General features: G+C 59.8%; 12 protein-coding genes. 8 read left to right on the forward strand and 4 right to left on the reverse strand.

The genetic code is table 11. The features are described from left to right. Nucleotides 1-11: 11 nt before the first annotated feature. The 8 genes from nifB (at nucleotide 12) to ACFSQT_RS04285 (ending at nucleotide 7,772) form a co-directional block, all read left to right on the forward strand. Nucleotides 12-1,493, forward strand: a complete 1,482-nt coding sequence (nifB, locus tag ACFSQT_RS04250; protein ID WP_095082076.1) for a nitrogenase cofactor biosynthesis protein NifB — start codon at nucleotides 12-14, stop codon at nucleotides 1,491-1,493. 33 nt (nucleotides 1,494-1,526) lie between these two features. Next, nucleotides 1,527-1,721, forward strand: coding sequence for a 4Fe-4S dicluster domain-containing protein (locus ACFSQT_RS04255; protein WP_095082078.1), 195 nt, complete (start codon nucleotides 1,527-1,529; stop codon nucleotides 1,719-1,721). A gap of 61 nt (nucleotides 1,722-1,782) precedes the next feature. Then, the gene (locus tag ACFSQT_RS04260; protein WP_095082080.1) at nucleotides 1,783-2,103 is read left to right on the forward strand and encodes a nitrogen fixation protein NifZ; all 321 of its coding nucleotides are present in this window, start codon (nucleotides 1,783-1,785) and stop codon (nucleotides 2,101-2,103) included. Continuing rightward, complete coding sequence (gene nifT / locus ACFSQT_RS04265; protein WP_095082082.1) at nucleotides 2,100-2,312, forward strand: putative nitrogen fixation protein NifT; 213 nt, start codon at nucleotides 2,100-2,102, stop codon at nucleotides 2,310-2,312. The genes ACFSQT_RS04260 and nifT overlap by 4 nt, the downstream gene beginning before the upstream one ends. Nucleotides 2,313-2,352: 40 nt before the next feature. Beyond that, on the forward strand, nucleotides 2,353-3,273 hold the full coding sequence (locus tag ACFSQT_RS04270) for an SIR2 family NAD-dependent protein deacylase (protein ID WP_095082084.1): 921 nt from the start codon (nucleotides 2,353-2,355) through the stop codon (nucleotides 3,271-3,273). Nucleotides 3,274-3,342: 69 nt separating this feature from the next. Then, nucleotides 3,343-5,196, forward strand: a complete 1,854-nt coding sequence (locus ACFSQT_RS04275; RefSeq protein WP_245331070.1) for an ABC transporter ATP-binding protein — start codon at nucleotides 3,343-3,345, stop codon at nucleotides 5,194-5,196. After that, nucleotides 5,196-7,097 carry an ABC transporter ATP-binding protein gene (locus ACFSQT_RS04280; RefSeq protein ID WP_095082088.1) on the forward strand — a complete coding sequence of 634 codons (1,902 nt, stop codon included), beginning with the start codon at nucleotides 5,196-5,198 and terminating at the stop codon, nucleotides 7,095-7,097. Before ACFSQT_RS04275 ends, ACFSQT_RS04280 begins: the two co-directional genes overlap by 1 nt. 498 nt (nucleotides 7,098-7,595) lie before the next feature. Beyond that, complete coding sequence (locus ACFSQT_RS04285) at nucleotides 7,596-7,772, forward strand: DUF2087 domain-containing protein (protein ID WP_245331018.1); 177 nt, start codon at nucleotides 7,596-7,598, stop codon at nucleotides 7,770-7,772. A 450-nt stretch (nucleotides 7,773-8,222) separates the two neighbouring features. On the opposite strand, the gene ACFSQT_RS04290 is transcribed toward ACFSQT_RS04285, so the two are convergent. The 4 genes from ACFSQT_RS04290 to nifA all read right to left on the reverse strand — a co-directional run bounded on the left by ACFSQT_RS04290 (nucleotide 8,223) and on the right by nifA (nucleotide 12,617). Beyond that, nucleotides 8,223-8,432: a hypothetical protein gene (locus ACFSQT_RS04290; RefSeq protein ID WP_206073676.1), complete on the reverse strand. Its 210-nt coding sequence runs from the start codon at nucleotides 8,430-8,432 to the stop codon at nucleotides 8,223-8,225. An 18-nt stretch (nucleotides 8,433-8,450) separates the two neighbouring features. Next, nucleotides 8,451-9,326: a tyrosine-type recombinase/integrase gene (locus tag ACFSQT_RS04295; protein WP_206073677.1), complete on the reverse strand. Its 876-nt coding sequence runs from the start codon at nucleotides 9,324-9,326 to the stop codon at nucleotides 8,451-8,453. Continuing rightward, nucleotides 9,316-10,404 (reverse strand): hypothetical protein, encoded by a 1,089-nt coding sequence (locus ACFSQT_RS04300; RefSeq protein ID WP_245331019.1) that lies wholly within the window; start codon nucleotides 10,402-10,404, stop codon nucleotides 9,316-9,318. The genes ACFSQT_RS04295 and ACFSQT_RS04300 overlap by 11 nt, the downstream gene beginning before the upstream one ends. Before the next feature lie 437 nt (nucleotides 10,405-10,841). Further along, nucleotides 10,842-12,617 carry a nif-specific transcriptional activator NifA gene (gene nifA, locus ACFSQT_RS04305; RefSeq protein ID WP_095084246.1) on the reverse strand — a complete coding sequence of 592 codons (1,776 nt, stop codon included), beginning with the start codon at nucleotides 12,615-12,617 and terminating at the stop codon, nucleotides 10,842-10,844. Between the last annotated feature and the right edge of the window lie 679 nt (nucleotides 12,618-13,296).

Below are 13,296 nucleotides of genomic sequence, written 5' to 3' on the forward strand. Positions count from 1 at the left end.
GGAGCCGTTCGATGCCCGCACCGATCGTTTCGCTTGAGGCCCTGACCAGCACGACGACTTTCGACCAATTGCTGGCGACGGCGAAATCGGCTGGCTGCACATCGCCATCCTGCGGCTCGTCGGAGAAGCCAGACGACTTGGATCCGGTTGTCTGGGAGAGAATCAAGGATCATCCCTGCTTTTCAGAAGAAGCCCACCATTATTTTGCGCGCATGCACGTTGCGGTCGCGCCGGCTTGCAATGTCCAGTGCAACTATTGCAATCGCAAATATGACTGCGCCAACGAAAGCCGGCCCGGAGTCGTCTCGGAAAAGCTCACTCCCGACCAGGCGCTACGCAAGGTGATCGCGGTTGCCAACGAAGTGCCGCAGCTTTCGGTACTCGGCATCGCCGGACCGGGCGACGCCTGTTACGACTGGAAGAAGACAAAGGCAACGTTCGAGCGAGTCGCCAGAGAGATCCCCGACGTCAAGCTGTGCATATCGACCAATGGACTCGCGCTACCGGATCGCGTCGCCGAGCTTGCCGACATGAATGTCGATCACGTGACGATCACCATCAACATGGTCGATCCGGAAGTCGGTGCAAAGATCTATCCTTGGATCTTTCACGGCCACCGCCGATACACCGGCATCGAAGCCGCCCGGATCCTGCACGAGCGGCAGATGCTGGGTCTGGAAATGCTGAGCGCGCGCGGCATCCTGACCAAGATCAACTCGGTGGTGATCCCCGCCGTCAACGACGAGCATCTGATCGAGGTAAATAAATGGGTCAAGGAGCGCGGGGCGTTCCTGCACAATGTCATGCCCCTGATTTCCGACCCCGCGCACGGTACGCATTACGGCCTGACCGGGCAACGCGGCCCCAATGCAACGGAACTCAAGGCCCTCCAGGATCGTCTCGAAGGCGGCGCCAAGTTGATGCGCCATTGCCGGCAATGCCGGGCCGATGCCGTCGGCCTGATCGGCGAGGATGATGGCCAGGAATTCACACTCGACCGAATTCCCACCGAGGTCACCTACGACGCCAGCAAGCGCGAGGCCTATCGCGAGGTGGTCGCGCACGAGCGCCGCGATCACATGGCGGCCAGAAGCAAGGCGATCGGAATGCTCAAGGCAGCAGGTTCCGGCAAGTCCCTTCTTGTGGCAGTTGCGACCAAGGGCGGCGGCCGTGTCAACGATCATTTCGGCCATGCGAAGGAATTCCAGATTTATGAAGCCTCGCCGCGCGGGATCACCTTCGTCGGGCATCGCAAGGTCGAGCAGTATTGCCTCGGCGGCTGGGGCGAAAAAGGCACCCTCGCAGCAATCATCGCTGCTCTGGGGGGCATAGACATCGTGCTGTGCGCCAAGATCGGAGATTGTCCAAAGGATCAACTCGCGGAAGCTGGAATCCGAGCGAGCGACGCTTACGGGCATGACTACATCGAGACGGCAATCAGCGCGCTTTACGCCGCCGAGCTTAGCGTCCAACCGCTGGCGGCGACGGCCTGAGCCGTCTCATTCCCAACCGAACCAGGAGTTACAATGAGTTTTAAGATCATCGCATCCCAATGCACTCAATGCGGCGCTTGCGAGTTCGAATGTCCCTCAGGCGCGATCGAATTCAAGGGCGAGAGCTACGTGATCGAGCGGGACAAGTGCACCGAATGCGAGGGGGCCTTCGATACGCAGCAATGCGCCTCGGTGTGCCCTATGCCGAAGACCTGCGTTCCTGCTTGATATCCGGTGGCCTGAAACGCCTTTATCAACAAACTGACACCTCAAGAAGGAAGGAACGGCCATGGGGCTCGGACGCGAACAGGAGGTCGAAATCCACCAACCTCCACGATTTGAGCCGGGTGAGCGGGTCCGTGCCACGCGCCACATAAAGAATGACGGCACCTTTCCTGGCAGGCAGATCGGCGAAAACCTCGTGCGGAAGGGCGACGAGGGCTATGTGCGCGATGTTGGCACCTTTCTCCAGCAGTTCTTCATCTACGCGGTCGAGTGGATCGATCGTGGCACGGTGGTCGGCATGCGAGCGCGTGAACTGATGAGCCTCGACAAGGTCGAGGCTCCGAGCAGGACCGACAGCACTGTGAATGAAGGAACGGCCAGATGAAAGTAATGATCCGCAGGACCGGCGCTGGCTTGTCGGCGTATATCCCCAAGAAGGATCTCGAAGAGCCGATCGTCAAACTCGAGAAGGAAGCGTTGTGGGGCGGGGCCGTGACGCTCAAAAACGGCTGGCGATTCGTTTTACCCGACCTTCCACGCGATACGCCTTTGCCGATCACCGTCGAGGCAAGGAAGATCTCCGACGAGGACTAATGCCGCGGATTGATAGAGAGCGCGACCAGAGGAAGCGAGCATGAACACGATCCCACCCTCGAGGCACCTCGTCATTGTCCGGGACAGCTTTGCCGAAAAGCTGCTTGAGCTTGCGAAGCAAGCGCTAGCCGCCGATCAGGTGATCCCGTATCTCGGTCCGGGCCTTCTCCGGCTGAGCTCCGCGGAGCCGACTGTACCGTTTACCTCGGAAGCCGTCGCCGCGGCGCTCAACACGAGGATGCCAGCACCTTCCAAGATCCGCACCAATATGTGGTCGGTCGCGCAGTTTATTGAACAGCGCCGGCACCGCCGCACACTTCAAACATGGATGGCCGAGATCTTCGCAGCGCCGGCGGCGCCGACTGTCCTCCACGCCTGGCTCGCAACGCTGCCGCTCTCCCTCATCATCGACAGCTGGTACGACGGCGCCATGCGGGCGGCCCTCGCAGATGCCGGCCGAACGGACGTCGTCGAGATACAAGGCGTAACTCGGGCGAACGAATTCGGTGACATTTGGACGAAAACGTATGATTTGTCCGGCAACGAACTCGAATCCGGATCGGTGGCAAAGACGGTCCTCTATACACCTCACGGCAGCATTAGGCCGGCGGCAAATTTCCTAGTGGCGGATTCCGACTATGTCGAAGTCCTTACCGAAATCGATATTCAGACCCCGATCCCAGACGCGGTGAAGGAACGGCGCAACGATCGGGGTCTTTTCTTTTTCGGCTGCCGCTTCAATGATCAGATGCTGCGCACCTATGCCAGGCAGATCTTGAAGCGCTCCATAGGCCCACATTGCACGGTAATGGATGCGCAAACGCTGACCAGAAACGAAGCCCGTTTTCTGGCGGCAAGCGGAATCACGGTGATCGATATGTCAGCAAGCGAAGCGGTGGCTCGGCTTGTCGGAGCGCGCACTGCAGCAGATGGCCAGGATCAACTTCGCGGACGCCTTTGATATGGAAAGCCGTCCGGCTTGCCGTCAAGGGGGCAAAATTCAGTCGGGAACACACCCGTGAGCAATGCCATTGGCACAGCAACGAACGCTCTGAATTCGGCCACCCATGCGGAGGCGACCCGCCGGGGGCGAGGCTTGAATACGCTGCTGCGCATTACGCGTATGAACTTGCGGCACCCTCGGCAGGTCACCTTCGCTTTCGGTTCCACGATCGGAGCAGTAATCCTCCAGTTGCTCATTCCCCAGCTTCTCGGGCGGGCTGTCGACCAGACCCAGATAGCGATCGGGGACGGTGTCACGGGGACCACGGCAGAACAAGCGCTCTGGACCCCGGCTCTGCTGCTGCTCGGTGTCAGCGCGCTACGCGGCCTCTTCACGATGGCGCAGAACTATTTTGCCGAAGCCGTCGGGCATCAAGTCGCGTACGAACTGCGGCTCGCTTGTTACGACAAGATCCAGCGTCTCAGCTTTTCCTATCACGATCGCGTGCATTCAGGTGATCTGATCATGCTCGGCATTCTCGATCTTGACGGCGTGCGGACGTATTTTTCCAACGCACTGGTTCGCGTGCTCTTGCTCAGCATGCTGATCGGGATCGGCGCCTACACTATGATCTCAACCGACCCGGTGCTCGGCCTGGTCGCGCTGAGCTTCGTACCTTTCGTCGCCTGGCGCTCGTCGGTCACACACCTTAGGCTGCGCGCCACCTGGCTAGACCTGCAGGAGCGGCTTTCGGTCCTGAGCCGCGTGATGGAGGAAAATCTCGCAGGCATCCGGGTCGTCCGCGCCTTTTCGGCACAGGCTTATGAGATGCTGAAGTTCGACCGCGCCTCGAAGAACGCGCTCGACCGCGCACACCACCAGGTTGACGTCTCCGTGCCCAACACATCGGCAATGACCCTCTCCTTTTTTTTCGCCATGGGGTTGGTGCTCTGGATCGGTTGCAACAAGCTCATCGCCGGCGATATCACGGTCGGGACGCTGGCGACGTTCCTGACCTTCATGACGATCCTGCAAATGCCCGTCCGCCAGATCGGTCTGATGGTCAATGCCTTCGCCCGCGCTTCGACTTGCGGTTCGCGTCTCTTCGCTCTCCTCGACCAGGATATCACGATCAGGGATGCTCCCGGCGCCAGACCGCTCGAGATCAGTGAAGGCATTCTGCGGTTCGACAATGTCTCGTTTGCATATCCCGGTACCGAAAACCGCGCCATTTTGAAGAATATCAGCTTTGAAGCCCGCAGGGGCGAGACGATCGCGATCGTCGGTCCGCCGGGTTCCGGCAAATCGACAATGGCTCATCTGATTGCCCGCTTTTACGACGTGAGCGGGGGCGCCATCACGCTTGACGGGCATGACATCCGCGGGGTCACCCTCGCGACGCTTCGCAAGATGGTCGCCGTCGCACAGCAGGATGCATTCCTTTTCACCACGACGATCGAGAACAACATCGCTTACGGCGATCCCTGGGCGAGGGAACAGCGGATCGAGCGCGCCAGCGAATCCGCCCAGCTGCACAGCTACATCCTTAGCCTGCCATCAGGCTACGAGACGGTCGTCGGCGAACGCGGCGCCTCTCTCTCGGGCGGCCAGCGCCAGCGTCTCACGATAGCTCGCACGATGATGCTGCGCCCATCAATCGTCGTTTTCGACGACTCAACGGCCGCGATCGATGGGGCCACCGAGCAGCGCATCCGCGCGGCGATACGACGTTTCGCCAAGGATAGGGTTACGATCATCATCGCCCACCGGCTGAGTTTGCTCACGCACGCCGACCAGATCCTTTTTGTCGACAACGGCGAGATCGTCGAGCGCGGTACCCATCAAGAGCTCTTGGTCAAGCGAGGACGCTATAGCGCCTTGCACGATTTCCAGTTGCGCGCCAGTGATGACATCGCGATCGCGAATGGAGGCGTGACCTGATGGCCAAGGGGCATGTCAGCGAACCCGAAACCGAAACCAATGACGGCAGGCGCCCCCCGCGCGCGGTCGTCGGCTCCCATCGCATCGAGGAGGAGATGTTCGGCCGGGCTTTCGACAACAACATCGTTCGGCGCATCTGGGCCTTCGTCCGCCCCTACCGCGCTATGGTAATCATCTCCGTCGCCGCATTGATGATCTTCACCGGTACGCAGCTTCTCATGCCGCTTATCATCCGTTACGCGATCGACCACGCCATGACTTCGGCTGGCGCTGATCGCTCCGCCCTGCTTGCGGCCGCCGAGGCGTTCGGCCTCACCATTGTGGTTAATTTCGGCGCCGCCTACACACAGGAAACCGCGGTGGGGAAAATGACCGAGAACGTCCTCTTCGATATCCGCCGCGCCATGTTTGGTCATCTGCAGAAGGTTTCGCTCTCCTTCATGGACAAGACCGAGGTCGGACGCCTGATGTCCCGCCTTCAAGGCGACGTCTACGCCATCCACGAATTCCTCGAAACCTCAATCTATTCCGTAGCCGATTTTGCGCTTCTCTTCGGCATTGTTTTCGTGATGTTGTACCTCGACTTCCGCCTCGGCCTCCTGACGCTCTCTGTCCTGCCGGCCTTGTTGATCATCCGGATCGTCTGGTTGCCGCGTGCCCGCCATGCCTTCATGGCCGCACATGAGACCAATTCGGTCGTCAATGGCGCGCTAGCCGAAGCCATTCACGGCGTGCGTACCATACAGTCCATGCACCGTCAGCAGGTAAATTTCATGCTCTATGACGATAAGGCACATGCCAACCTCAGGGCTCACCTGATCGCTGCCAGGTGTGCACAGGTCATGGTCCCGATCGTCGATGGCCTCACCGGCCTGGCCATGGCCGTCATGATCGCGGTCGGCGGCTCCATGGTCATGAATGGTAGAATCGATGTGGGCGTATTGGTCGCCTACCTGTTCTACATCCAGCGCTTTTTTGACCCAATTCGCTCACTTACCCTGCAATATTCGGTCATGCAGCGTGCCATGGCCTCCGGCAAGCGCCTGACCGATGTGCTCGACGTCAAGATCGAGGTACAGGACAAACCGGGTGCCAGGGTGCTTTCGCCGGAAATGGGCGGCTCGGTCGAATTCAGGAACGTCACCTTCGGCTACGAACCCAACCATCCGGTGCTGAAAAATGTCTCCTTCCGGGTCGATCCCGGCGAGACGGTCGCCTTGGTCGGGCCAACCGGTTCTGGCAAATCGAGTGCGATGGCCCTCGTCCGCCGCCTCTATGATGTTCAGCAGGGCCAGGTGCTGGTCGGCGGACATGATGTGCGCGATCTCACCCAAGAATCGCTCGGCGGCCAAATCGCCATGGTGCTGCAGGAGCCGTTCTTATTCACGGGGACGGTCTTCGATAACATTCGTTACCATAAGACCGACGCCACGCGCGACAAGGTCATCGAGGCCGCCAAGGCGGTCTGCGCCCACGACTTCATCATGAGCCTTGCCAACGGCTATGAAGCCGAAATCGGAGAACGCGGTGGCAACCTTTCTCTCGGCCAGCGCCAGCTCATCAGTTTCGCCCGCGCTCTCGTTGCCGACGCCAAGATCCTGGTTCTTGATGAGGCCACCGCCAACATCGACAGCTACACGGAAATCCTGATCCAGAAGGCTCTGAGAAAACTTCTTGAAGACCGCACTGGCCTCGTCATCGCCCACCGCCTTGCAACAATCCGTGGTGCCGACCGCATCATTGTACTTCAGAATGGCCAGGTCATTGAGACCGGCAACCACGACCAACTGATGGCCATGGGTGGGTTCTATTCCAAACTCTACAATCTTAACTACGCATCCTTCGACGACATTCCCGAAGAAAAACTCGATACCACCGCACTAGGGGGGTCCCGGACCTGATGTAAAGTCGGCCGCTGTCGGCCTCAACCGTTCCATCTGGTTGAGGCCGACGAGATCGTTGGACCTGGCGTGCTCGTCGGCGATAGTGTCGGCGGCCGCGCTACATGATCGGGCTCGGCGGCCAGGCTGCGTCGCATCTATCTCGCAGATTCGCGATGGCGTCTCCGGGCTGATCAGTCTCGACAGCAGTCCATCCCGAAGCTGGACCATGCGCGATGTGTCCCCGCGGGTCACTTCAATATTCCCCCGGTTAAGCTCAGTCAAACTCCTCCACCCGCAAGGCAGGACAGATGTGGATTTGTTAGTTTGACTTTGTTTCCCGGGCAAAGGCTTCAGCGGCTTCTTTGAGGCGATAGCAGTCATGAAAACAGCGCGTATCCAGGTCCGCAGCGATGCCGATGCCGTTCTGGTAGAGTCCATCGAGCGCGCAAAGAAGGCCATGCGAACGGGTATCCCTTCGGAACCTTCACATTCAGTTCGCCCTCGCAGCTGTTCACGGTGATCAGCCCCAAGCGGTGGGAGCTGATCGAGCACCTGAAGCGCGTGCATGACGATCTGTCCGGGCTGATCGATTGGGGCATCATCGAGCGCACCGACGACGGAAAGGTTTACGTGCAGATTCCGACATATCCGGCCGGGCATTCTAGCTTGAAGCCGGCCGCCGTTCCGACGTGAAGCTGGCCACCATTCCGATTAATATCCGGCCACTTTGAAGCCTGAGAAGGAGCACCTGGGTCAGCAACTTTGGCATGACGGTCCTTTGGAACAAGAGACGCGTAATGCCGGCAAAGAGAAGGCTGACCATGAGACATTTACGACAGATGCTGCGGCTTGCGGGTGACGGAACGAGCGCCCGAGAGATCGCCCAGAGGCTGGGCACAGCGCGCAGCACCGTGCAGGATAATAATCTGAAGCGTGCAGCTCCGGCGGGGTTGAACTGGCCGCTGCCGGGCGAGCTGACCGACGACGCGCTTGAGCGCCGGCTGTTCGCCAGGGCGGGCTCAAGCAGGGCCTGCGGCGGCTTCCGGAGCCGAATGGGCGGGGCTGGCGCTGGAACTGAAGAGCCGGGGCACGCTAATGCTCGCCGTATCGCGCCGTCCATCCCGGCGGCTATGGCTGCAGTCGTTATGTTGCGGCCAGATTTATGTTGCGGCTGCAGGGGTGAGCCAAGGCTCTCGGTGATTTCCTCGGCCCAAGCCGCCACATAAAGAAGAACGGCGATGGCAATTGCACTACAATGCTTTCAGGAATGCCATCAATGACGGCAGGGAATCGTTGACGTGGGGGCTTTTTCAGGCTGCTGATATCAACCTTGGCCAACGCCTTGGCCTTCATTTGCAGATCCACCTCGGCTTAGATGTGCGTGGTGTCCAACGACACATGGCCCAGCCAAACGCGGATCGTGTTGATATCGACACCTACACGCAGGAGGTGGACGGCTGTCGTGTGCCGAATCGTATGGGGGCTGACGCGCTTCTTGGTCAGGGTCGGAACGGCTTTGCTTGCCATGGCAGCATATTGCGTCACGACGCGGTGTATTCCGAACCGCGTCAGAGGCTCCTTCATCCGCCCAAGAAAGACTGCATCGCTTTTATCCCGATCGATCACCAGGCGGGCCAGCGATGTTGCCGTCGCTGGCCACAATGGGCAGATCCGGATCTTGTTCCCCTTGCCATGAAGACGCACTGAAGGAAACGCGCCCAGTTGAAGATTGCCGACCGTCAATTTTGCTACCTCATCCGCGCGAGCACCGCTGTTGTACAGGAATAGCAGCAGAGCATGGTCGCGCGCCCCCAGAGTCGTACGCCTGTCGGGTTGACCGAGAAGCGCATCCATCTCGGCCTCTTCGAGATATCCGATCGCGGCCTTTGCGGTCTTCTTGAATGGGATTGCCCTTATCTCGGAACACCAGGCCAGGTGGACCGGCGACCGCGTGCCGATGAAGCGAGCCAGTGAATGAATGGTCACAAGCCGTTGGTTGCGGGTTGCATCGCTGCATCGGCGATCACGTTCCAGATGGTCCAGGAACTTACGGGCGACTTCCGGCGTCAGCTCTTCGACGGTCATGCAATCGATGGCACAGCCTTCCTGTTTGCTAGCGAACGGCAGCAACAGAGCCAGCGTGTCGCGGTAGCTCGCTTGGGTGTTGCGGGAAAGATTGCGCTCGGCGACAAGATGTTCCAGTAGAAACCGACGAATCCACGGACCAAGGAGGTTTTTATCCGTCATGGTTGGCCTCCATCGCGTACGGTGCAAAGCGCTCGCTGGCCGCCTCGAGGAGATCCGGCGTCATCTGCAAATAGCGCTGGGTTGAATGTTTCATAATGAGTCCTGTCCGGTTGATGGAGCGGTAATTAAGGCACGGCGGGCGGGAACGGCGTTCGGACCCGGGCGGCCTTTGATAATCGTGAGGCCGGAAGGAGTATCCCGCAGACCACGGTTGAGATTGTCGCTGCAGACTTTGGTGATGAGCCCTGGCGCCCCCATTGATGCACCGTGGTCTCGGCGATCGCGAAGTGTTCGGCCACTTCCTGGGTGATGAGCAGACCACAATCCCGCAGGCGCTGGCGACGGCCGGGCAGGTTGTAGGCCCCACGGATGAAGGCGATCTTCTTGAGTTGAACGGCTTGCCTTCCCAGCTTCGCAGACCGCGTTCATTGAAGATATCGGCGATCTCGCGATCGCAATGACGGTCGAGCAAGCGGTCTACATCGGCGACGAGCTCAGGCTTGAACTTGCGGATCTGGGCGATCGGCAAGGGCCGGTCCAGCGTCAAGGTGCGGGTCGCCCCGCCGGATAGTCGCACGTTTGCGATAATCCTCTCGGCCTTGACCAGGGTGACGTCGGCCACCAGCAGACGCGGGATGCGCTTGCGCTCACTCATGTCGATGCGGGGATCGCTCCAGATCCGCGGGAGTTGCTCGGCAAGATCGCGGACGCGTTGCTGCGTCTCGGCATCGAGGGCAGCGGCTTGCTCGGGCGCGCGTTGTTCATAGTCTTCGACGACGTCGGTGTGGGGCCGCAGCTTCTCGTTCCACTCGGCCTCGATAGTGTCGGCAACGAGGCGATTGGCGGGATCGACCTTCATGTAGCGGCGCCGGGCGAGCTCGGCGTCATGACGCGTCCGCTCCAGGGTGACGTCAAGGGTCATCGGCGTCATCAGCTCGACAAGCAATGCACCCACCGCGGGGTCGACGACTTTGCCGGGCACGGACTGGCATACCTTGCCGCCACGACGGGTGGCGGTCTCCTGGCAGATATAGGTCGGGACGGGTTTGCCGTGCTCTTGGCTATAATGAACTCCCATGCGCTCGCCGCACAGGGCCGCAGAGAACGCGGCCCTGGAGCAAGGCGCTGCCTTCGCGCACCGGTCCGGCGCGGCGCTGCATTCCATAGGCTTGTGCATTGGTGGTGAGACGCTCCTAGTTGGCCCTAAAGCACTCCCAGGCGATATAACCTGGATGCATGTCGGGGATGACGAACCGAGCCATATCCACCTTGATCTGCGAAACGCCACCGCCCGGCCCGGGGCCGTCCACGCGTTCGACCGTAGACGAAGGCGCCGGCATATCTCGGATTATGCAGGACCTGAAGGATGCGGGTGTGCCGTGGCGGCGCCCTCGATCATGACGCGCACCCCTCAATTGGTTCAGCATGCAGACCTTTTCAAATGCACGCGATGGAGCGGCTCGGGCTTCCCCAAACCACCAACGCTTGATTTGTCGATTTCGCTTAAAAGTCCTTTCACAGACGCTTGATCTCGATGCCATATTTCCTCAGCACGTACCCAATCTGGCGCGGCGTCAGCCCGAGCAGGCGCGCCGCCTTTGCCTGGACCCAGCCACATTTTTCCATAGCCGCAATGACACGATCGGCATCAGTCACCCTCGCGCCATTTAAGTAGGCTGGGCCGGCAGGCGCTAACGGCGCAAGCTCGCCTATGGGAGGCGGGACCCCAAGGGCGGCCGAACCGGTGGCGTCGGCCGGCGGCGTGCTCGACTTCACTGGCACCGGGACGATCGGCCCAGCTTGCAGCGAGGCCTTCCACAGCGCCGCGGCAAAGCACTGACCGTCGCAGCAGGCAAGGTCCTTTCTGAAGATAGATGGGCCCGCCGCCAAGACCGCTGCCCGGTGCACGCAATTTTGGAGCTCACGGATGTTGCCGGGAAATTCACAGTTCTTCAGTACCTCAATCGCACTCGGATCGAAGGTCAGCGTACGGCCGTTCTCATCACTAAAATTCTTGAGAAACTCAGCCGCGAGGAGCGGAATATCACTGCGCCTTTCCCGTAACGCCGGCACCTGCAGGTGAACCACGTTGATGCGATAGTAGAGGTCGCGGCGGAACTCGTTCCTTGCAACCGCCTCTTCCAGGTTCTTGTTCGTGGCGGCAATCACGCGAACATCGACCTTAACGGTCTGGTTGCTGCCGACGCGCTCAAACTCCTCCTCCTGGAGAACGCGCAGGAGCTTTGCCTGAAACGACCCCGAGATCTCGCCGATTTCGTCGAGGAACAACGTTCCCTTGTCAGCGAGCTCAAACCGTCCCTTGCGCGAATTGAACGCGCTGGTGAAGGCACCCTTTTCATGGCCGAACAATTCGGATTCCAGGACTGTTTCAGGCAATGCCGCGCAATTAAGTTTGACGAAGGGTCGCTTGGCGCGCGGCGACAACTCGTGAAGGGCCCTGGCAACCAATTCCTTCCCGGTACCGGATTCGCCTCGTATCAGAACCGTGCTCTTTGCCTTGGCAACCACCGCTATCTTCTCAAGCAGCGCGTTTAGCGCTGGACTGTCGCCAATCATCCCCTTGACGTAAACCTTCTTACGCTCCCGCGCAGGCTGCTTTTGCAACCGTTCCCCCTCCGCCATCGGTCGCGCGCGGTCGCCGGGGGACAAACGATGCAACTTAATGGTCTGTCCCACCAGGGTGGCGACAACGGTGAGCAGCTGGACATCACAATCGGGCGGATACCTTGGCCCATTGTCCAGGGCGCGGTCGATGGTCAGGGTGCCCACGACGTTCGCATCCACGCGAATGGGAACGCCGATGAACGACACTGCTACGGTGTCTGAGGCCCCGAGCATTTCAATATCGGCGGCACTGAAGGCCAAATGCAGCGCTATGTTCTCGGCGACGAGCGGCGTATCGGTCGTCATAATCTGATCGATTGCCTTGCGCGGCAGGCGCCTGCGGTAGCGCTCATCGCTGCTCTCGTCCCACTCGGTGCTTACGGCAATGTCCAGTACGCCGTCACCGTTGAACGAAGAGATGATGCCGTGTTGCATCCGCACAAACGAGCGCAGCAGCTTGAGAGTTTTGGCCAAAGCCACTTCGAGTCGGGAGGGAGCGGCGAGTACTTTCGATATTTCGGAGATCCCGGTAAACGCGCTTTCGTACGGCTGCACACCAGGGATCACGTCGTTCTTCTCGGGCTTTGCGTTAGCCCCTTGCGCGTCCTTGTCGCACGACGGCGTCTTCCTGGCCCTTTGTTCGGGTTTGCCGATGTTGTGATGCATGTCGTCCTCGATCTCGCGCTTTGAAAACAATGCCCGTTGCAGGGTGCAGCTGCGACGTTTCGGACAAGCGCGAAAATGGCCCTGACATGAAGTTGGGGCGCCACCATCCGATTGCCCGCCAAGCGGGGCATTGCCTGACGCATGTCTTGGTTTTCCTCTTAAGGCGGGGCCGCCATCTCGGCTTCTGTCAGGCGCAACCGCACGTTGACGAAGTGACCGGATCGAGGGAGGATAGTCAATCGAGCTATCCTTTCATTTGTGAAAGGATACTCGGCGCTCTGATAGAATTCTATCAGGTCAATACATTTCTCTTGTCGGTCTCAAAATCTTGCTGCTTATGCAGTTCCGGCACGTCAAGCCGCCGGCGCAACGCTGAGGAGTCTCTCCCCAGATAAAATACGATATTCTTGGCAGTTGCCCATTTTGCGCCATAACGGCATCCGCTCCAGGACTCGAAAAAGGGGCGTACGCACTCGGAACGAAGGCCCGGGTCTCGCTGGAGTGGCTCTGGTTAAAGGAAGGCCTTGGCCTGGCGCCTGACAGGCCACGGCAGAGACGACCGTGGTGGAGATGATTGGCTTCCTGAGGAAACTCGGCGCTAGACGACCTCGCGGGCGCACTTGCCGCTAGCATCGGTTTCATCCGACATGGGCTATGACCCGGGAGTCGGTGGGAGACG

This window comes from Mesorhizobium calcicola (assembly GCF_042682105.1).
GTDB lineage: Bacteria > Pseudomonadota > Alphaproteobacteria > Rhizobiales > Rhizobiaceae > Mesorhizobium > Mesorhizobium calcicola.